Annotated in this window: 18 protein-coding genes; 12 read left to right on the forward strand and 6 right to left on the reverse strand. The window is 43.9% G+C overall.

What is annotated here, in order from left to right:
• Positions 1-152 precede the first annotated feature (152 nt).
• A complete protein-coding gene (locus FAM09_RS12550; protein ID WP_136577465.1) occupies positions 153-1,454 on the reverse strand; it encodes a T9SS type A sorting domain-containing protein in 1,302 nt (433 codons plus the stop codon).
• Positions 1,455-1,879: 425 nt separating this feature from the next.
• Between FAM09_RS12550 and FAM09_RS12555 the strand changes: the two genes are divergently transcribed.
• From FAM09_RS12555 to FAM09_RS12610, 12 genes are all read left to right on the forward strand, one after another.
• Positions 1,880-2,101 (forward strand): YtxH domain-containing protein, encoded by a 222-nt coding sequence (locus FAM09_RS12555; RefSeq protein WP_136577466.1) that lies wholly within the window; start codon positions 1,880-1,882, stop codon positions 2,099-2,101.
• 30 nt (positions 2,102-2,131) lie between these two features.
• On the forward strand, positions 2,132-2,503 hold the full coding sequence (locus tag FAM09_RS12560) for a phage holin family protein (RefSeq protein WP_136577467.1): 372 nt from the start codon (positions 2,132-2,134) through the stop codon (positions 2,501-2,503).
• Complete coding sequence (locus FAM09_RS12565; protein WP_136577468.1) at positions 2,487-2,867, forward strand: hypothetical protein; 381 nt, start codon at positions 2,487-2,489, stop codon at positions 2,865-2,867. Before FAM09_RS12560 ends, FAM09_RS12565 begins: the two co-directional genes overlap by 17 nt.
• Positions 2,868-2,988: 121 nt before the next feature.
• Positions 2,989-3,747: an MbnP family protein gene (locus FAM09_RS12570; RefSeq protein WP_136577469.1), complete on the forward strand. Its 759-nt coding sequence runs from the start codon at positions 2,989-2,991 to the stop codon at positions 3,745-3,747.
• A 17-nt stretch (positions 3,748-3,764) separates the two neighbouring features.
• Positions 3,765-4,604, forward strand: a complete 840-nt coding sequence (locus FAM09_RS12575) for a chromate resistance protein ChrB domain-containing protein (protein ID WP_136577470.1) — start codon at positions 3,765-3,767, stop codon at positions 4,602-4,604.
• Between the two features lie 80 nt (positions 4,605-4,684).
• Positions 4,685-5,203, forward strand: coding sequence for a hypothetical protein (locus FAM09_RS12580; RefSeq protein WP_136577471.1), 519 nt, complete (start codon positions 4,685-4,687; stop codon positions 5,201-5,203).
• Positions 5,204-5,240: 37 nt separating this feature from the next.
• Positions 5,241-5,699 (forward strand): chromate resistance protein ChrB domain-containing protein, encoded by a 459-nt coding sequence (locus FAM09_RS12585; RefSeq protein WP_136577472.1) that lies wholly within the window; start codon positions 5,241-5,243, stop codon positions 5,697-5,699.
• 12 nt (positions 5,700-5,711) lie between these two features.
• Positions 5,712-6,851, forward strand: a complete 1,140-nt coding sequence (locus tag FAM09_RS12590; protein ID WP_136577473.1) for a chromate transporter — start codon at positions 5,712-5,714, stop codon at positions 6,849-6,851.
• A gap of 86 nt (positions 6,852-6,937) precedes the next feature.
• Positions 6,938-7,897, forward strand: coding sequence for a DUF1259 domain-containing protein (locus FAM09_RS12595; protein WP_136577474.1), 960 nt, complete (start codon positions 6,938-6,940; stop codon positions 7,895-7,897).
• A gap of 466 nt (positions 7,898-8,363) precedes the next feature.
• The gene (locus FAM09_RS12600; RefSeq protein WP_166437119.1) at positions 8,364-9,746 is read left to right on the forward strand and encodes a PQQ-dependent sugar dehydrogenase; all 1,383 of its coding nucleotides are present in this window, start codon (positions 8,364-8,366) and stop codon (positions 9,744-9,746) included.
• 911 nt (positions 9,747-10,657) lie between these two features.
• Positions 10,658-11,953, forward strand: coding sequence for a polysaccharide lyase (locus FAM09_RS12605; RefSeq protein ID WP_136577476.1), 1,296 nt, complete (start codon positions 10,658-10,660; stop codon positions 11,951-11,953).
• A 182-nt stretch (positions 11,954-12,135) separates the two neighbouring features.
• Positions 12,136-12,954: a polysaccharide lyase gene (locus FAM09_RS12610; RefSeq protein ID WP_136577477.1), complete on the forward strand. Its 819-nt coding sequence runs from the start codon at positions 12,136-12,138 to the stop codon at positions 12,952-12,954.
• A 164-nt stretch (positions 12,955-13,118) separates the two neighbouring features.
• Here the strand turns inward: FAM09_RS12610 and FAM09_RS12615 are convergent, their stop codons facing one another.
• The 5 genes from FAM09_RS12615 to FAM09_RS12635 form a co-directional block, all read right to left on the reverse strand.
• On the reverse strand, positions 13,119-14,870 hold the full coding sequence (locus FAM09_RS12615) for a GNAT family N-acetyltransferase (RefSeq protein ID WP_136577478.1): 1,752 nt from the start codon (positions 14,868-14,870) through the stop codon (positions 13,119-13,121).
• Between the two features lie 33 nt (positions 14,871-14,903).
• Positions 14,904-16,583, reverse strand: coding sequence for a GNAT family N-acetyltransferase (locus tag FAM09_RS12620; RefSeq protein ID WP_136577479.1), 1,680 nt, complete (start codon positions 16,581-16,583; stop codon positions 14,904-14,906).
• 119 nt (positions 16,584-16,702) lie between these two features.
• Positions 16,703-17,839 (reverse strand): DegT/DnrJ/EryC1/StrS family aminotransferase, encoded by a 1,137-nt coding sequence (locus tag FAM09_RS12625; protein WP_136577480.1) that lies wholly within the window; start codon positions 17,837-17,839, stop codon positions 16,703-16,705.
• 58 nt (positions 17,840-17,897) lie between these two features.
• Positions 17,898-18,959: an NAD-dependent epimerase/dehydratase family protein gene (locus FAM09_RS12630; RefSeq protein WP_136577481.1), complete on the reverse strand. Its 1,062-nt coding sequence runs from the start codon at positions 18,957-18,959 to the stop codon at positions 17,898-17,900.
• Between the two features lie 130 nt (positions 18,960-19,089).
• Positions 19,090-21,864: a T9SS type A sorting domain-containing protein gene (locus FAM09_RS12635; RefSeq protein ID WP_136577482.1), complete on the reverse strand. Its 2,775-nt coding sequence runs from the start codon at positions 21,862-21,864 to the stop codon at positions 19,090-19,092.
• Positions 21,865-21,886: the final 22 nt, after the last annotated feature.

The following is a 21,886-nucleotide window of genomic DNA, read 5'->3' on the forward strand; positions in this document are numbered from 1 at the left end:
GGGTATCCATTGCAGAGCCTTTGGGCTAACATGCAAATGTTATACCACCAGTTGCATTACAAAAATCAAAATATTATCCCTGTGTATTTAACAAAAAAGCCGCCGGATCTTACTCCGGCGGTCTTTCTCATCAAAAACAAAATATATACCGTCTACTGTTTTAAAACTGTTTTGCTGAACACATCAGAACCACTTCTGTAAACAATATGGTAAAGGCCGCTTGTAAAACCACTCATATCAATAGTTGAAATAACCGCATTGGCCGACAACCGGATGTCTTTTAATGTTTGTCCGTTTGCGCTTATGATTTGAACATGTCCTGCTACGCCGGCTTTCGGATGCTGAACCGTTAGTATATTTTTAACCGGGTTGGGCGACAGGGAAATATTCATGGTTAATTTGCTCTTCACACTTATTACATAGCTGTATTTGTAAGATCCATCCATTTCAACCATTTTCAGCCTGTAGTAGCTAAACTCCGAAGCAGGTTGTATATCGGTATAGCTATAGGTTTTTAAATTGGCAGCTTTTACCGAACCGATAGCTGTAAAAATTCTGCCATCAGCGCTTTTTTCAACTACATAGCTGGTGATGCCGCTTTCTTCTACAGTGTTCCAAACCAGTTTCGTGTTCAGTCCTTCTTCGTTGGCGTTAAAGCTGGTCAGTTGTACAGGAAGCGGAGCGCCTGCAGGGGTCAGATTAGACCAGGCAATGGCTGATGTGGCGGCGGCGGATACGCGGAAGCCATCATAATCGGCATCGGGAGAAGCATTATCAGAGCTTTGAGAAACCTTCATGGCATTCAGCAGGTCTGCATATCCAACTTCTCCACTATTGGTCTGTGATGCATTGGCAGTACCTGTTGTAGGTTCGGCAGTAAGGGAAGGATTTACCCATAAATATATATCATCATTGCCTCCACCTGCTACCGCATCGTAACGAATAACCACGAGGTAGGTAGTTCCGTACACGAGATTAAGACTGGTGTAATTAGGGGCGGAACTTCCAACGGCAACACCAAACTCAATGTCGGTGCTGGAGCCATTATCTTCTGCTATATATAACTGGGCTGGGAACGTTGAATTCGTTGAATTGGCAAGAGAAATAGAAAATTGCGGACCTGCGTTGCGCTCAGGGGCGGCTGAAACCCGCACCACAAAAGACATAAAGATGCTTTGACCGCCGGCCGTATTCACATTAACAGAGAAAGGCTTATGAGGATCTGTTCCATTAAGAGAAGCAACAGACATATAATTGCCGCCGCTCGTATAACCAACGCGGGTGAGCGGGTTAAAGTTATTTACCTGTACATCGTTACCTGAACCATTTTGCACCCAGCCACCTTGAGTGCCCAGTGGGTTTGAATAACCGGAAAAATTTTCATTAATAACTAACTGTGCATTTGCGGTGAGGGCAATAGCAGACACCATGAGGAAAGAGTAGATCTTTTTCATTTCAATTGTGGTTTAAGATGAATTAAATAGAATGGTGTCTCAGAGGATGGTGGAATAGATGTATCCCTTTAATTAAAATAAAGATTAGGTCTTACTGCGTTGTAGGAAGTGAGTGTTGTGCTTGCGTTTTTATGGCACTTTCGAAGAATATGGATTGGAATGCTTGAGTAAAAGTAGAACCCATTTTTTTAGGATGCAAGAGGGCTTTCAAGTAATTGACAGGAATCAATGTGACCATACATGGTTATTTACTTTTATTCTTAATAACGTAGATAAAAGTCTACAATGCCTGGCTGGTTTTTAATCCGGTTCATTATAACAATTTCCACCCAACTGATTATAAGATCGATTTTCGCTATTGCAACTTATGGTATAATTCTTTTAGCTGATTAATTGCAATATTTACTTATTTAAAACAAATTTTTATGAAGACGTTTTTTGTTCTCCTTGGCGGCGTTGCTGCCGGAATATGCATCGGTTTGCTGATTGCTCCAGCAAAAGGAAGTGAAACAAGAAAAAGGGTTGCAGAAACAACCTCCGACTGGGCGGAAAAACTGAAAGATCTTTTTACCACAAGTATCAAAAAAGCAAAATCACAAGTAAAAACAGGTGATTCTTATCAGCCCAATGCTGCCCGCACAATTTAATTACATTATTATACCCCTTAAGCTTAACCAATGGAAGAAACAAAATCCAAAATAGCCGCCATTAAAGAAGATACAAAAGACCTGTTAGACAATGTAACGGATTACCTGGACACCTATTATCGGCTCATTACGGTAACAGTGGCCCAAAAAGGGATCAACATCGCTTCAGGGGCTATCAACGCAGTTATTCTGACCATATTGGGATTATTCAGTTTCGGTTTGATCTCGCTAGGCCTTGGCTGGTGGCTTGGTAACCTGGTTAATGACCGGGCGGTTGGTTTCTTTTTAGTGGCCGGGTTATATATTGTAATAATAGTGGCCATTGTTATAATGAGAAAGAAAGTAATTCTTCCGTTTTTAAGAAACGTCCTTACAAAAAAGGTTTATGAACAAGCAGATTGAAACATACAAAGAGTTACTCAACGAACAAAAGCAACTGCAGGTGATGTTGCATAATAAAAAAGAATTGATCAAACTTCATGTGCGGCAATTGAAACTTCAATTAAACCCTATGTACGAAATGGCCGGTCACGTAAAGAAGTTCACGACAAGAGACAAAACCAGTTTTATTCTCGCTATCAGTTCTGACCTTATTGCCAATACGCTCTTAAAAAAGATCATTTTGGCCAGAGCAGGATGGTTTACGAAAATAGTAGTACCTTATTTGTTCAGGAACTACTCTTCTAATTTCCTGAAGGAGCAAAAAGACCGTTTTTTTAACCGACTGAGTGACATTTTAAAGCGAAAGCACGGAAAACCGGGATGATCCTCAACTTCCTGCACGTACAGGTTCAGCCTAACAAAATACCAGAAAGATTTACTTTTTTTACGAAATTTGAAGATGCTATTTTCCTGAACAGGGACGTAGGATCTTTAAATTGTTTACTATGAGAAGAGATGCCCGGCTGTTAATTACTTTGATGATCGCCTGCGTATTATCCGGCTGCCAAAAGGAAAAAAGCTCCCGGGATAACACCAGTCCCGAGGGGAAAATCACTTTATCTTTCGAACATTCTGTAAAAAATAATCAATTGGTATTTGGGCAGAATTATACAAATGATCTGGGAGAAAATTTTACAGTTGACAGGTTTAAATACTATGTGCATGACATCAAATTGGTGAACAATAAGAATAAGGCCACTTCCCTGTCAACCGGTTATTTTTTGGTAGATCATGAAAATGCCGCGAGCAGCGTAATTACCCTCAACGCGCCCGCTGATACCTTTACCAGCATCATTTATACATTGGGTGTTGACAGTGCGAGAAACGTAAGCGGAGCTCAGACAGGTGCTCTCGACCCAACCCATGGCATGTTCTGGACCTGGTCGTCTGGATATGTAATGGCAAAGCTGGAAGGCCATTCACCGGTTTCACCATTAAGCGGCCAGGCCTTCTCCCTGCATATTGGCGGCTTTAAAACTCCGTATATAACCATCCGGCAAATTCAATTACCCCTACCTGTAAGCCTGGTGGTGGCAAAAAACACTTCTCACAACATTACAGTTAATGCCGATGTAAATACCTGGTTCAGCCGGGTCCATTCCATAAGCATTGCAAAAAATCCGGCCTGCCATTCTCCCGGCCAGTTAGCCAATGACATAGCAGACAATTATGAGGGGATGTTTACAGTTAAGAGAATCTTTTAAAATCATGAGTGAACTATATGAAATGGATCACAAGAGAACGTCCCAAAATTGATCGCATCGCCTGTCCCTGGCTGATAAAACGGTTCATTGATAAAGAAGCCATATTTATTTATGTTCCTTACGATCGGGTAATGACAGAAGCTGCGAAGCAGGATGCCATTCCTTTTGATGTGCCGAACGTGAAGTTTACCCATGCAGGCGACCATTGCACATTTGATGCATTGGTTACCGAATATAACATTGAAGACAAAGCCATTCATACCATGGCCGTCATCGTGAGAGGGGCCGACACAGACCGGCATGATATAGCTGTACAATCCGCCGGCTTGTGGGCCATCTCCGCCGGACTGGCATATAATTATACCAATGATCATGAATTGCTCGAAAAGGGAATGCTGATCTACGATGCGTTATACAGTTGGGCAAAACACCTACAAAACGTAAAACATACCCAACAGCCATTTGAAGACCTGCTGGTGTCGGTATTGAACAGGTATCTTAAAAACAAACCGGGCTCTAAGAAAAAAGTACCGGCCTGGGCGCAGGAGCTCAAAGACATCATCCAGGACCATATAGATACCAACCTGAGCCTGAAAGAGCTTTCCAAAGGACTTGATGTGAACCCTTCCTATCTGTCAAGAGAATTCTCCAGGTATTTTGAGAATATGTCTTTTGGCGAATACATCCGTAAACAGCGTATTGAGAAAGCCATAGAATTAATGCAAAACCCCTCCTATTCACTCACTGAAGTTGCCTACCTCACCGGTTTTTCAGATCAAAGTCATTTTAACCGCATCTTTAAGAAACATACCGGGCAAAACCCCTCGGAATACCGGAAAAAATTACCCAAAAAGTAATTTATGTACAAAGAGTGCATTTCTGTACAATTTGCAGCAATTGGGTTCCCGTAATATTGCCGGAAAATCATCTGCACTTTATGACAAAAATGGCTTTAAACGCATGCCTGGTTACTCTACTGTTCTTATCGGCTTTTTACAGCAGCAAGGCGCAGCAACCAATGGAAACCTATCCAAAGATCGCCGGGTATGTAGGTATTATACATCCCATAGTTACTTTTAGCAAGAACGAAACCGTCACTAATTTCAAAAATTATTACATAGTGGGTATGCCTACCGGCATCAATATCTGGAAAAGTAAAAAAATAGGGTTTTCGGCAGAGTTTGTACCATTTGTAAAGGCAGATTCAACCGGCAGTAAAATGAATAATTTCCTGTTCCATCCGGGCATACTGGTAGCATTAGGCAGGGGATGGACATTTGCCGGCCGTGCCGCCTTTGAAACCAGTGGCCGGTATGGATTTACTCCTGTTATAAACAAGATCGTAAAGAAAAATAAGAACAGTGGTTATTTTGTGGCCATTCCGCTTCCTTTCCGGTTTGGCAATAACCATGATGCAAGCTTTACTTTAGGTTTTCAGTTTGGAATTGCATTTTGATGGGCTTCTTTATCTTCTCATTTCAAAAATGTTTTTTATGAAATGGATAACCCGCGAACGTCCAAAGATCGACCGGATCGCCTGTCCCTGGCTGATCAAAAATTTTGTTGACAAAGAGGCTGAATTCATTTATGTTCCCAAAGAACAGGTGTTTGATAAAGCCAGGGAACTACCGGCCATTCCTTATGATATTCCCGGTGCAGAATACACACATATTGGCGAAGAATGCACATTCGATTACATTATCAGGAAGCATTCCATCACAGACCCGGCCTTGCTGCAAATAGCAACAATTGTAAGAGCTGCCGACACTGATAGTTTTCAGTTAGCTCCTCAGGCAGCCGGTTTGTGGGCTATTTCCGCAGGCCTTTCACACAATTTTAAAGACGATCATGAAATGCTGGCCATCGGCATGAAAATGTATGATGCCCTGTATAGCTGGGCAAAATATGTACAGGCGGAAAGACATACGTGGAATCCTGACCTTTTAAAATAGAAATTTTATATAATGAATACCCCCAACTATACATTACAGCAACTGACCGTATACTTTCTGAAGCTGGGCACCATTGGTTTCGGCGGTCCGGTTGCGTTGGTTGGTTATATGCATCGCGACCTGGTGGAGCAACGCAAATGGATAACGGAAGAAGATTACAAAGAAGGATTAGCGCTGGCGCAATTGGCGCCTGGTCCAATGGCCGCACAACTTTCCATATACCTGGGCTACGTGCATTACAGAATTATCGGGGCAACACTGGCCGGGCTTGCATTTGTGTTGCCTTCTTTCCTAATGGTGTTAGGGCTTGGTTACGCTTACGTAAAAGCCGGCGGGCTGCCCTGGATGCAGGCCGTTTTTTATGGCATTGGCGCAGCCGTTATCGGCATCATTGCCATCAGCAGTTATAAGCTATCGAAGAAAAGCCTGGGAAAAGACTGGTTGTTATGGGGTATTGCTCTTATACTGGCAATTACAACCTTTATAACCGAAAAAGAAATTCTATGGCTGATCCTGGCGGCAGGAATTATTGTGTGGTTATACAAATCACCGCCTAAATTAAGCAAGGCGGTCAATGGTGTTTTTCTATTTCCTATTTTATTGCAGGCAGACGCTATTTGGATGAACGATAAACTTACACAAATCGGCTGGTTCTTTTTTAAAGCCGGCGCTTTTGTATTTGGCAGCGGACTGGCCATCGTTCCTTTTTTATATGGTGGCGTTGTAAAAGAGTACCAATGGTTGAATGAACAACAATTTTTAGACGCAGTTGCGGTTGCAATGATAACACCGGGACCCGTTGTAATTACGGTAGGCTTTATTGGTTACCTGGTAGCCGGAATACCCGGAGCTTGTGTTGCTGCACTGGCCACCTTCCTGCCCTGTTATCTATTCACCATTCTTCCTGCTCCTTATTTCAAGAAATACGGGAAACACCCCGGCATCAAGGCTTTTGTTGACGGCGTAACGGCCGCAGCTATAGGCGCCATAACAGGCGCTGTATGTGTACTGGCCAAAAGACAATTAACAGATATTATCTCCTGTGTGATCGCAGTGGTTACCATTTTAATTCTGCTGAAATTTAAAAAGGTACAGGAGCCAATTATAATTGTTGTTGCAGCATTACTTGGTTTATTGATCAGGAACCTGTAAACAGCCAAAGAACAGTATTTCTCCAAAATTTCTTTTTTAGCTTAGCAGGCCTATGAATTGTATCTTACAATTGAAAATTGATAATAATGAAACAAAACGCCTTTTTAGCGATCAGCATATTCTGTTTTCTTGCAGCCTGTAATAATTCTTCTGTAAAGGAAAGTACACTTGTAAAAGGCGAATCAAAAACCGATACTATTTCATGTCCGCCCGGCAGCAGCAAGTTAGATATTCAAAAGATTGAGCAGATCACCGGCATGAAAGGTGCTGAGAAAAATGGTGAATACAAGATCACTGTTCCGCAAAACGATCTGAATGTTGTAGTTGATGGTTTTAAAATTATTCCGCCTATGGGTTTGGGTAGCTGGGCCGCCTTTACACCTTGCGGAGATACTGCTATGGTAATGGGCGACATAATAGTAACAGAAACCGACCTGCGGCCGGTGCAACAGGAAGTGATAAATCAGGGTTTAACTGTAACGGCAATCCATAATCATTTTATAAGAAACAGGCCTAATGTGATGTACATGCACATTGATGGCAAAGGAACAATAGATAAGCTGGCAGCCAATGTAAGGGCAATATTTGAAAAAGTAAAAGCTGTAAGAGGCAAAGACCCCAAAGCAGGCAAAGCAGACAGTGTTAAAAATATGCTCAATATCGCCATGCTGGATTCTATTATTGGATCAAAAGGAGAAATGGCCAAAGGCGTGTATAAATACACCATTGGCCGTCCTGATGTACAGTTGCAGGAACATGGTATACCGGTAAGCACTTTCTTAGGTTTTAATACCTGGGCGGCCTGGCAGGGCTCACCGGAAAAAGCAGCCGTATGTGGCGATTTTACCATGCTGGAAAATGAAGTAGAACCTGTTATTAAAGCACTGGTTGAAAACGGGATTGAAGTAGTAGCTGTGCATAACCATATGGTATACGAAAAGCCCCGCATTTTCTTCCTGCATTATTGGGGCGTGGGAAATGCCGAACAACTTGCCAAAGGTTTAAGAGTTGCCCTGGATGAAACCGGCAAGGGAAAATCACATTAATATTTTCATCCTGTCGCTTCGGTAAACCGAACCGGCGACGGTCAGTTTTGAATGAGTCAGCTTGGTCCCTCAATAAATTCCTATCATCTTTTGCTGTAGCGCACAAAAAATATTGTGCATAAATTCAGCCCTGCATATGTTTATAATCAAGCAACTTTTTTCTTCATAACTTGGTCTATAAACGAAGAAACTGTTGTAACTTTCAAGTACCATTACTCTTAAAACTCCTGATGTAAATCATCATTATTTCCCCTTGTATTTTTCCGCCTGATTCGGTCGTTCATACAAAAAGAATATCCTCAGAAACACCTTCCCGTTTTGATTTATCCTAAAAAACACGTCTTTAAAGTTGAAACAATATCCCGCATGAATGCCAGCATTCCCGAAGCGATGTAATACTGTAATGCTTTTACGGATTGTTGTGTTTTGCCTGTTCGAATTATTTCAACCATTTAAATTACGCGTTATGAGATTCAATCGCCCCTCTTTTACCAGCCATGCTATCCCTGCATTTACCAAACTGAGCACAATCGTATTTCTAAGCATCATATTATTGCAGAGCTGTCAAAAAAATTACGCTCCTGATCTTAGTACTGTAGAGATGCAACTGATAGCCGAGGACTTTGTCTCGCCCATCCAGGTTGTATCTTCACACAACAGCGAACGCCGATATGTAGTTGATCAGATCGGGAAAGTGTGGGTCATTGATAGAAATGGTTATAAGCGCCCTACCCCTTTCCTCGACATAAGCAGCAAACTGGTAACCCTTAATCCTGCGTTTGATGAGCGTGGTTTATTAGGTTTTGTCTTGCACCCCGAATTCAAAGCGAACGGTCGCTTTTTTGTCTATTATCAGTTGCCTCCCCGTGCAGGCGGTCCAATTCCCGGCGGTACCTGGAATAACCTCAGCCGCATTTCAGAATTCAAAGTTTTACCGGAAGTGCTCAGAGCAGATATGAGCTCAGAAAAAGTGCTGCTAGAATGGGACGATCCGCAATTCAATCACAATGGCGGCACCCTGGTGTTTGGCCATGACCATTATTTATACATTTCCATTGGCGACGGTGGCGGCGCTAATGATGCAGGGCCGGGGCATGTTGACGATTGGTATACCGTTAATACCGGTGGCAACGCGCAGAATATTGAAGCCAATTTCTTTGGTAAAATTTTACGCATCGATGTAGATGCCGGTAACCCTTATGGCATACCTGCCAGTAATCCGTTTGTAGGTAAACCGGGTTTAGATGAGATCTTTGCCTTTGGATTTCGTAACCCTTACCGCATGTCATTTGATAGAGCAGAAGAGCATCAGTTAATTGTGGCTGACGCAGGCCAGGTTTTGTGGGAAGAAGTGAATGTCGTAAATAAAGGCGGCAATTATGGATGGAATGTAAAGGAAGGTTTCCATTGCTTCAGCACAACTGATAGCTCGAAGGAATTAGCATCATGTCCTTCCGTTGATAACAGAGGCAAGCAATTGCTTGATCCGGTCATAGAGATCAACAACTGGCAAAACCCATTGGGAGGCAAAGCAACTACAATTATAGGGGGTCATGTTTACCGCGGCGATAAAATTAAAAAATGGCAGGGTAAATATATTTTTGGCACCTTTTCGCAAACACCTACAACAGCCGATGGAGAACTTTTTATAGCAACGCCGCAATTCAGCACAGGAAATCAGTGGTCTTATGAAGAAATTTCGTTGAAAGGCCATCCCGATAATTTAGGTTATTATTTAAGAGGTTTCGGGGAAGACGATCATGGTGAAATATACCTCGCCGTATCTTCCATGCCTGGCCCCCAGGGCAGCACCGGCAAGGTATATAAATTAGTTACAGCACCGTATTAGAACAACTCCAAATAAAAATCCTGATGGCGATCAGCAGATAAACGTGCCACACCTTTGCGGTGTGGCACGTTTTAGTTTATTATATACCTACAAACGTTTGCTATACACTTATATCGCCCCCGCTTCATTTTTTTTCAATTTTTCTATCTTTCTGTGAACCAGTAAATAGGTAATTTTCGATAAGCATAAACCCTTAGCCTGCTTTATGGAAAATTTACTAATCACAAACATTGCTTCTTTCTCATATTCATTTCTGGCAACATATTTGCAAAAAATACGGCGAAATACTCTTTTAGAAAACGTAAATATCCCTGTGATGAACACTACCACACAAAGGAAACTATTCCGGGATGCATCTTTATTTGCAACCGGGATCTGGTTGATACTTCAACCAAAGGCTGGAAAAAAGAAATCCGTACCTGTCCTCGTAATGGCGCGCCCAAATACATTTTCGCGCCTTCGAAAACGGTCTCATCTGCACGGTCATTCATTTTTCACTGCAACACATTTGTACGGTTACAGCACTATATAAAATTTCCTCAGGGAAGTTATAGTACCGAATTGTACCAACTGCCGTGGGGCAAATTAGAAGTATTGCATAGCCAATAATTCCCGGAACAGGTTTGAATACGCACAAATTCAAAGCTGTTTGAGTACCCTGTCATTACGAAAAAATGAAGCAGTGTGATTACTAATTATCCTGTTATCATTATCCTTATGAAAAAGCCTTATCTACAGCTAGTTTATTTCCCCGTTTGAGAGTTTATCCTATATGCCATCATGGTTAACGCATCACCGGTTTTAAAACAGCCTTGTGATGCGATCGGGGAACCCTTGTGCATGAATGTTATGTTAGCCATGGCGGCAAAGTGAGATGCTGTATTTAAACGTTCATTAATTAATAACCTAAAATGAAAACATCTAAAATGCGTAAAACAGGAAACTTCTTTCGTAAGAATCAGCGCGTGCTCGCCGTATCCTTATTACTGGCCTCAATTTACTCCTGCAAAAAAGGAGTTATGGAACCGTCCGCTGAAAACAACATGGTAGAAGACACAACATTGTCTGTTTCTACAAGAGCAATTGGTAATCTTATTTACAATGAGACGGCCGATCTATCGAGCTTCAGTACCTATCCGAAGCAACATGTAGCTACTTCTTATGGCCTTACCGCTTCAACAGCTCAGTACTACAACGGTACCAAATCAGTTCGTTTTGAATTAAGGGATACAGACCCTGAAGTGCAGAGTGGTACAAGGGCCGAATTTTCTTATCCCGACGCTACCAACATGCACCGCTGGTATTCCTATGCGTTGTATGTACCCAGCGCCCAGTTCCAATACGATTCTGATGACGATGTGATCACCCAATTCCACCAGGGCGGCGGCGCTACTCCGGCTCTTTGCCTGCGTGTAAGAAGAGATCATCTTTGGATCAGAGTGTTGGGAACATGGACCGATCTTGGACCTTTCCTCAAAGACAAATGGCATACGTATATATTGCATGCGAAACACTCTTCCGGTTCAGATGGTTTATTGGAGTTCTGGATCGATGGTGTAAAGGTCTTCACCAAATCGGGCGCTAATGCGTATACCGTAGGAAGCACCTATCACATGCCAAACATGAAACTGGGTATTTACAAATCGAACTGGAATGGCAGCGGTACTACCGATACCAAGATCAGGGTGCTTTATTTCGATGACATAAAAATTGGCAACGAAAATGCTACTTATAATGATATGGTGCCTTCTGGCGGTACAACAACCACACCAACTGAACCTGCCCCAACACCAACAGAACCTACCCCTACCCCTACGCCGACTTCGCCTACCACTTCCGGACAGAGTGTGGTGAGCTTTACTTTGGTTAACTCGGCAACAGAAAAGGATGTGATCACTATTACTGATGGGCAAACCATTAGCCTGAGCGCACTGGGAATTACCAAATGCAACATCCGAGCAAATACAAATCCTGCTACCCTGGGAAGCGTAAAGTTTGAGTTAAGTGGCCTGCAAAGCAAAACCTCTTATGATAACAAGGCGCCTTATGCATTGCATGGAGATGATGGAAATGGCAATTACTATTATGGTAACTGGAACCCACCTGCTTTGGGAACGTATACCTTAAAAGCTACTCCTTACACAGATGATGACCTGAAAGGAACAGTTGGCACGGCTAAGACAATTACTTTCACTATCAAAAATTAGTTGAGGGTTATTGTTAATGATAAGAGGGCGGTTCCGCGTTGGCGGGCCGCCTTTTTTTTTGCTACGCTGAATGCTAAACGCTGAACGCGAAACGCGAAATGCAAAAGCCCTTTTTTTTTCATATATTGTATTGGCATTCGGCGTTAAGCGTTGGGCGTTGAGCATAACCAAAACAAGCCAATGTGATCACCCAAAAAAAAATCATACTAGCATCGGTCTTATTATCAGGAACAATGGTTTACAGCCATAAAGAAAATTTTTCCGGCAATGCCAACCTTTTGGCTCAAACGAAACTGGCCCATATCCTTTACCATGTCAATTTTGAAGAAAATAATTCCTTCCCTTCTTTTTTAAAAATACAAACAGCAACACCCTATGGCTTACAAACAGTGGAAACCCCGGTTTACGAAGGAAAGAAAGCGGCCCGATTTGAATTAAGAGATAGTGACCCTGAAAACAGTAATGGAACAAGGGCCGAGATCGCATTTCCCGGAACAGATAATACAATTAAACCAGAGCGATGGTATGCATTTGCAGTATTTTTCCCAACCAACAATTTTGAGCCTGATACCAGCGATGAAGTGATCTGCCAATGGCACCAGGGCGGCAAGGCTACGCCTTCCTTATGCTTCAGAACAAAAGCCGATCGCATAAAACTTCGTATAGTTCCCCGTGCCAACAGTAAAAAATGGATAGACCTCGGCGCCATAGAAAGGAATGTATGGCAGTATTATGTGGTGCATGTAAAGCATTCATCCCAGGAGGATGGCCTGGTTGAGATCTGGCGCGATGGCAAAAAATTAGTTACCCGTTCCGGCGCCAACATGTACGAGCTTAACTCAGGTATATATCATACCCCTAAATTTAAACTGGGCATTTACAAAGCTGACTGGAACGGTTCAACTGTTACCAAAGCCAGCAAAAGAGTTTTATATTTTGATGCTATAAAAATTGGCGATGAACATGCGGAGTATGCAGATATGACAGGTCATGTTGAGTGAAGAAATACTCTTGGCCAATTAAGATCAGTTGCCGGTTCCCGGGTCCCGGGTTTGAAATTTGTAATCACTGATTTATGTTTCCGTCACCCAATGCTGGCAAAAAGGAATCTGTATTCCTGGTAACTGGCAACTGGTAACATATATCTTATTGTTACAGCACTTTGTCATTGACAAACCAGCATATTTGAGAACCCCGCTGCTTCCAGCGCCTGGCTTAACAATGGGTCACTGGTGAGAATACGATTTTTTCCTTCTTTATTTACTGCAGCATCTATCACTCCCTTTAAAAAATCACTCAACCGGTCCTTTGCTGCCGAATGACAATAAATATGTTGGAATTCGATCGTATTACCAGCTTCCGGGTTGTTATTCTCTTTTTTTTCATTTGAAGGTTCCGGGTAACCGAACCAGGCACAACCCATCAACCGGCCATTTTCGATCCATGTATAACAATGCTGGCTTCTCTCCAGGCGGAACATGGCATCTCCCAGGAATTCCCATTTCGTTGCATCAGTTCCTCTGCCGAAGTTGTATTGCATAAGATCGGTCAGGTTGTCTTTATGCAACGATATTTTCGCAGGAGTTGGTAACGTATAGGATGGCACCTGGTAAAGTTGTGGTTTTCTTTTTTTATGGAAGCGTTTGGCCAGTATTTTTATTACCGACATGGCAGTCCGGCGCCGCATAAGGTAGAGGTATCTTTTTATGTTAAGCTCTACCGTCATAGGCCTGATGCCCGACGCAATGAAGCGGCCATGGAGCCATTTTTTTATTTTTCTTTTTATCCGGAAAGTAAACTCGCTGCTGATCACCAGTTCTATTACTTCATCATGCCCATTGGCCAGTTCTTCTTTATATGCATCATACCCCGGCGTAAGGTCGAAATAGCGAAAGCCTTCTTCTTCAAATTGTTTCGACGCCAATACAAAGTGTAAAAAACCCGGCGAATGCCACCTGGCTTTAACAGGCGAATGGCAATTGATGGCAGCCAGTGACACCCAGCCCTTATCTGTAACCGCAACCATTCCCCCTATTATTTTCCCATCCACTTTTAATACGGTTACATGAAGCAGTTGCAAGCGAAATAATTCCAGCAGAAAATCTTTCTTTACCGGATCTTCATTGAAAGGATTTTTATTAAACAGCGCACTATGCCGAAAATCGTACATAATGGCCATTGCATGCAGGCTGCTTTTAAAAGTTTCCACGTCCCGAACGGTTTCAAAACTCACTTCCCCGGCCCTTTTCAACCGGTTCAGTTTGTGTTTGAAATGTTTTCTTCGCTGAAATATTTTTTCTTCTTCCGTGCCGTTTAAAAGTATCAATGGCCGTGCATGGGGTTGCACTATACTGTATTGGCGCCATTGTTTATCATCTTTTGTCCAGTTGAGCGGAGTTCCGGGTGGAAGGAAGCGCAATGAGATGGGATGTCCCGGAAATTTTTTCATGCATTCAGCCAAAGCTTTTTTAATGAATACATTGCCGTCTGAAGGGTTGGTCAGCCAGGCCTGGTACAACCCATCATAATGTCCGGCCCCGGTGATCTTTCCTTTACCGGCGCCATCTTCATCATCTGCTTTGGAGTTCAATAAAACCAGCGGCAGCGCTCCCTTGAGCTGGCCTCTCTCTACGGCTGTAATAAGAATGGGCAAGTGTTCTTCACTGTAAGCCAGGTACCAGGCTGCTATAAATTGCCGGCCCTGAAAAACAGTGGCCCAGGAACAGGAGTCAAAAAGCAGGTCCCAGCTTTTTTGAACCCCGGGATCGTTGAGAAAGGTAATAACGGCAGGTCCGGTAACTACCTCAATGGAATAACCGTCGTTGGGTTTGGTTCCGGCCTCTATCGGTGTTTTATTTTTTAATTCGGGAACCGGAGGCTCATGTAATTCGTTTTCGTGATCTACAGCAATATTCATAAAGTCACATTTATTATTTTCAGTTTTGGTTGGTCACTTCAATCGTTGAAAACCGGCCTTGGTAAACGCCGGGTCATTACAGTCAGTAACTATATAGAATTTATCATGGGGGTTATCAATTGCCAGTTCATTCGCTATCGATTGTAGAAAAGCGGAGAACTGCCTGAGGCCTTTTGAATGACAATAAACCCCGGACAAAGAAATGATAAACCCTTCTGTATTGTATTTATCCATTGGGGATTGCTCGCTTGCCAGCCATGCACACCCCAACAGCCGTCCATCCTCAGCCCAGGTATAACAATGCGCTCCTTCTTCCAGGCGAGTCATGGCATCGGCTAAAAACTCCTGCCGGCTGTACCTGATATCCCGTTTGTCAAAATCGAGCAGGTGCCGAAGATTGTCTTTTTGAATGTGCAATAAGCCGGCCGTTGAACCCGAACTATTCTTTTGAACGACCCAGCATATCGTAGTCTTTCTTTGCCTTTTTAAATGATCAAAGAAACTGGCAAACAGGGAAGTAAATCCCTGCCTGGCCACATACCTGTATTTTTCCTTATAAAGTTCAATTGTCCGCTTCTGTTTTTTTAATGCGTCTGGTTTTATGCCAATAACGGCGGCGGCTTTTTTGAAATTACGGTTCAGCCCTGCATGTAACCTGTTTGTAAAGCGGTGAAAGCTATTACCAATACTAAGTGTATAGGCCTCTGCATGATCCGTTGCCAGTATTTCTTTATAAGCATCTGCGCCGGGTGTAAGATCAAAAATGGCCACGCCTTCTTCTGCCAGCAATTTGCCAAGCATCAAAAAATGAATAATACCGGGCGAATACCGGGCATACGTTGCATCAAAGGAATTGATGCCCTGCAAATGAAGCTGTCCGTTTCCCCAAAAACTAACATTGGAAGCAATTATTTTATCGTTGATCTTTAAAACAGTTGCATGTAACCTGTTTTGCTCGAACAAAGCCAGCAAAAATGGCTTTCTTAATGCATCGGTTTCAAAAACCACTTTATTGTATAAAGCGCCTTTTCTGAAATCAGATTGCAGCGCCAATTCATCAAAGACACCAACGAATGCCTGATAATCGACGATCCGTTCAAACTTTAATGCGCCCAGCCTTTTCAGCCTGTTGATCTTTTCCTTTCTGTTCTTCTTTCTCAATTCACTGGTAAGATGATCATCGTTAATGATCATCAATGGCTGTGGCGATACTTTTACAAAACATCGTTTGTTCCAGTTTGGGTCCTTTTTGGTGAAGCCCAGTGAAACGCCTGCAGGGATATATTTGAGCAGGACCTTATTTCGAGGGAAGCACCGGTTGAGGGCATGCAATGCGTTCCTGATAAAAGTTTCATCTGAAGCGTCTGCAGTAAGCCATACCTGGTATTCGGCCTGGTTCAGGCCGGCTCCGGTTATCAGTCCATTTTTATCTTTTACCAGCGTAAGCAATCCCGTTAATTTTCCGGCCTGTTCGGCTTTGATCAGGATGGGAAGAAATGCAGCTCCATATAAACGATACCACGTTGCCACAAAAGCAGGACTTTGAAACACGGTAGCCCAGGTACAGGCGTTACAGAGTTGGTCCCATTCGTTAATGAACCGGGGATCTTCAAGCAGCTTTAATACTTTCTCCCCCACCAGTACCTCAGTTGAGGTGGTACCACCCTGATAAAAAGTGGTTGTGGTTTTAATTTTAGTAACTGATGTTGTCAATGGATCTATTTTAAATTCCAAAATTCAAATACCAAGCTCCAATATGAAATCCCAAATCTCAAAACTCAAGCTCCAAACAAATACAGTTTTTAAACTCCAATGACTTGTTTTTACTTTTGTTATTTGGTTCTTGCGATTTGGTTCTTGTGTTTTACCTGTATAGTGGACAGGTGTACCGCTTCTGCAATTTGATACAGTTCAGATTGGGTCAATTCCTGGTGAACCGGTACGGCAAATACCCGGTTCCTGAATGCCATGCTCAGGGGGAAATCATTGGCAGGAAGCGAGGGATGCGCGTTCCGCCAAAAAAGAAGGCCTTCAATGCCAAAGCGGCGTAATTTTTTGAGCACATCATCGGCATTATTTGATTCTATAGGAAATGCAAAAGGACAGGCGCCCTCGGGCAGCGATAAGAACGGACGAGGCACCAGGTGCCGGTGATGGTCTAGTAAAAACCTGTAATTCTCTCTACGCCGTTCGGCAGTTGTTCTATCTACTAGCTTTGAAAGCAAGCGCATGGTCATGGCTGAAGGTGGCGTGAAGGGGTCGCCCAGTTCAAACTCTTTATGCGGGTTGTGGTTCTTTTTCTTCAGCAATTTCACCATGGGCTTAATGCCAAGATGAAGCGAACCTATAACGCCTGAGCGTTCTGCTACCCAATTAACGTGTCGTTTAAAAACACGCCATCGGCCCGACTGCAGTGCAGCTGTTGGCCGGGCAGGCGGCGCTTTCATGGTCACAGCGCCACCATCGGGTACACCATACGTTTTATATAAGCAAAAAACACCCACATGGCCAAATGTGCCAACCGGCCGGTTATTTATTTCAGCGAGAAATGCCTGGGCCGCATCTTCAAAAAGCAACAGGTTGCGCTCATCGCACCATTGGCGCCATCGTACAGCATTCTGGGGAAAGCCAAGATAGTGAATGATGTATAACACCCGCACATTGGGTGTGAGCAGGGATTGCAGGCTTACGGGATCAGGTTCCAACAATTCCGTCACTTCGTAATAACGGATACTTACACCTGCCTGCAATAATGCCTCGATCTCACAGCCATGATGATACGCCGGCACCAGCACAATATCCTTACTTCCCAGTCCCAGGGTTCGGCAGGCATTCCAGATAGCATGGCGTGCCCGGGAAAATACCCGGCATCCGGAGTCACTCAGCGGATAAGGAAGCCACGATGACGATTCCCGGAAATAAACGTTGAGTGGCAATGTAGGCCAGATAGAAAGACGTCGCGATAACATAAATGAAAAATGAAGAATGAAAAATGACCCTTCGACTTCGCTCAGGGCCGAGGCCCCATTAACTAAACGATATTGAATTCGTTATTTCTAATTTCCGATGTTCTCTTTCTGCCGCCTCTTCTTCAAATTGCGGCAGGTATGCCCAATACCAGCTTGTTGACTTCAGCAGGCCCATCTGCAATGAATAGCGAGGCTGATAGCCCAATAGCTCCTTTGCTTTTTCTGCAAACACAACCGGATGCTGCGGGTGGCTGCCATTATTATTAACTCCATCAACAATCTCTATACGGGCAATGCGTTCATCAAAGGCACTCAAATATTCTTTCAGGTAGCCGGCGAGTTGATATAAAGAAGTGTTTTCTTCAAAAGCAATATTATACACCTGGTTTACTGCTTCAGGATCGGTTGTAAGAGCGGCCAGCATATTTGCATCCACCACATTTTCAACATAATTGAACCCGTAAGAGAACCCGTCAGCTTCATTGATAACCGGCGATTCATACCTGATCAATTGCATCACATATTTTGGGATCACCGATGCATATTCGCTTTGAGGGTCGTGCCGCTGACCAAACACATTGAAATACCGCAGGCCGATGGTTTCCATGCCGTAGATCCTTGCGAATACATCTGCATATAGTTCATTGACATATTTATTAGCTGCATAAGGCGCGCTTCCTGTCTTGGGCAACTGGTTCATATCGCCGTAAATGGGGCAACCGGAAGCATACACAAAGCGTTTTACTTTGGCTTCCTGGGCCACCAACAACATGTTTAAAAAACCTGAAGTATTGACGTTATTGACAGTCTGGGAATCATTTATTGATCCTGAAACGGCCCCTAACGCTGCCAGGTGAAACACATAATCCATTCCTTTGCAGGCAGCTTTACAAACATCCACATCACGGATATCGCCCTTCATAAATTCGAACCGGGGATGATTGGCAGTTGGCGCGATGTTGCGAAAATGGCCTGTTGCCAGGTTATCCAATACGCGAACTTTGCGCGCGCCGGCAGTCAATAAAAATTCAGCGATGTGCGATCCGATAAAACCGGCCCCGCCGGTAACCAGGAATGAGGAGGAGAAGATCTCTGCAGCTTGTTTGGTTGTTAATTTCATAGTTACATACTTTTTAAAATTTTTACGCTTAATAGTTCATATTTTATAGTTGGGTTCTTCCTCGTTGCCTTGTTACCTTTATGCCTCGTTGCCTTTATGCCTCATTGCCTTTATGCCTCATTGCCCTGGTTTACTTCTTAAGCAATTTCATTGTCTGCACCTGCCATTCTGTTTGGATCTTTACCAGGTAGAGTCCCGCGGCCAGGCAGGAACCGTCGAAACTAATTATGTTGCGTACACCGGCTTCAGCGTACGCCTGCCTGATCACCCTGATCATGCTTCCCTTGCTGTCGTATAGCATTATACTATACCTGCCAGACAGTGGAAGGCTAAAATCAACGATGGCATTGCCCGCAAACGGATTCGGGCGCACCAGCCATTTTACTTTATAGCTGTCCCCATTCATTTCATTATCCGGTAAAGCCATTGGCAACACAGGAGATGACGCCGCCCTTGCAAGGTTCTCAGGCGGAACCGGATCGGTGGCCAATACGCCTAATGCCTTACTCGGGTTTAAGGATTCATTCGTGGTAATGACCACAATGGAAGGATTGTATGTTTGATGGGTGCTGCTGGTATATATAAGGCTATTGATCCCGTTCCCGCTCATGAAGGTGACCGGAGCACCGAATGAAATGGTGGCCGTGGATGATTCCCTGTACATAATATCCCCGCTGCGGGAACCATCTTCATTGGAGAGGTGGGTAGTGTAAAAAACCTTTACTTTACCGGCTGCCTCATTCAGAACGACAAACGGCCTGTCGCCTTCCTTTGATGAAGTGACCGGATGGAGATTATCCCAGGTATTGTTCGGGCGGCGCACCAATAACGCTATGGTAGGATAGCCATTTTTATCATAAGCTGTTTTTACCGCACAGTACAAAGTACTGTCACTGGCAGCCACTAAATTCATTTGAAAATCGCCCATTCCATCGCCTACATTCAGGGCCGATTGAGAAGCAGGCGCCTCATCTGCCGACCATGTGGTGGGGCTGGCGCCGTCAACATGCGTTTTAAAGCCAAACAACCGGGTGTTCTGATTCGACCATAGTACTCCGATCCTTCCAGGTAACGCAGTCACCGCACAAATATCATTGTTTGTAGCTCCAGACGCTATGGTTATTGGAGCACTAAAAGTTGAATAAGGAGGATCGCTCCAACGCACCAGCATATTACCATTACTGTTAGACGCAATCCAGATCCTGCTGGTAGAATCAATATCCAGCGTAGCCGTTGTGTTTCCCGACTCAAAAACGATGTTTACTGTCGATGTTCTTTGTGTCCAGCGTTTATAGCGTTGTAAAGCAGGGTCATATTCCAAAGAAATGAAATAAGAAGCACTGCCAGCGCCCCTGAGCAGCAATACATGAGCCAGGTTGCCCACTACACGGCAATCGGCCCTGGAGTTGGTAGCACTCACAAGCGTTAATACATCTGTCCATACGGAGCCATCCAGCCGAAAAACCTTTGTTCCGTCCGAATTAGTTAAAACGGCCCACCATTTCCCTGCATAGTTCCATACTTTAGCCTGTGGTGTTACCCTGGTTGCACTGCCAATATTCATCGGAGTAATGTCCTGGAAGGAACTAAAGCCCAGGGAAGGAGTAATATTAACTGTATAAGTTTGTCCATTGGTAAATCCACCGGCAAGCGCGGTCCCGGCAGCATCCGTAATGCCTGTATTGTGGTCCTTCACGTCTAACCGAATGGTACCGCTTCCGGCTATTGCCCTTACCGTAACATCGTAGGTGGTGCTATCTGTACCCACCATTTTCACTGCATCGGGCAGTGAGGAGTTAATGGCCGTGAGCCCCACTTTGGTCAATGTTCCCCGCACGTTGCCCCCCGAAGTAAAGGTGTTGAAATCTGCGGCATCCACCCCTTTTACTTTTTTGGAAAAAACAACACGAAACGTTACCGCGTTGGTATCAGTTTGTTCGCTGGCGGGTAATTGCCGGTTAATGCTCGTTACTATGGGCGCGCCACTTTGCTCAATAAAATAAGTTTCCCCATTGGTAAAACCAGTGGTCATCTCATTGTCTGCCGTGTCTGTAATGCCGGTCCCGCTCCCCTTCAGATCTAACCGCAAAGTACCGTTACCCAGGATATTATTGACCGTTATATCATACGTAAGGCTATCCGTTCCAACCACGGCACTTTCAGCCAGCACACCGCTTGCAGTTCCGGAAACCGTGGTCAGGATGAAATCGCCAGTATCCACGCCTCTTACTTTCTCTGAAAAAGTGGAGCGGAAAGTAACGGTTGTATCGCTGGTCAACTGAGATGCAGGAACCTGCCGCCGGATGCTGGTAACAATGGGTGGCGTAAGATCTATTATGGCGCCATTCCCCGACAATTGCATATCGAAAGCCAGGTCGGCATTGGTGACCGTTTTCTGATGTATCTCGACGGCGATCACATTATTGCCACTCACAAAAGCGGTTTTATTAATAGTAAATGCCTGGGTAACCGAGCCATTATCCTCGGCGTCTTTACCGAACGTCAAATAGTTTATGCTGCCGGTGGGCATTTTATTTCGGTAAACTTCCACGCCATTCACATACACCACTATGCCATCGTCTCTCAAAACACCGGCTGCAAAAGACGTGAAGTTGGCAGGGTTGGTGATATTTATTTTTTTCCGGAAGTAAGTGGTAATGTATTTCTGACTGGGATTGGGGCCATAACTTACTATGGTCGTTAACCCGCTGAGCCCATAACCGAATTTACCATTCCCGGTTTTCCAGGAACTATCATTGTAAGAAAGCGACCGCCAGGCAGTACCCTGATCAGTACCGTTATCAAGGTATAACCAACCGGAACCATATGTAAATATTGGAGATTGCGCATATATTGTTTGTCCGGCCAGCAACATGCATAACCAGAACAAGGATATCCTCTTCATGGCGAATGGTGTTAGAGATATT

The sequence above is a fragment of the Niastella caeni genome (assembly GCF_004834005.1).
Classification (GTDB): domain Bacteria; phylum Bacteroidota; class Bacteroidia; order Chitinophagales; family Chitinophagaceae; genus Niastella; species Niastella caeni.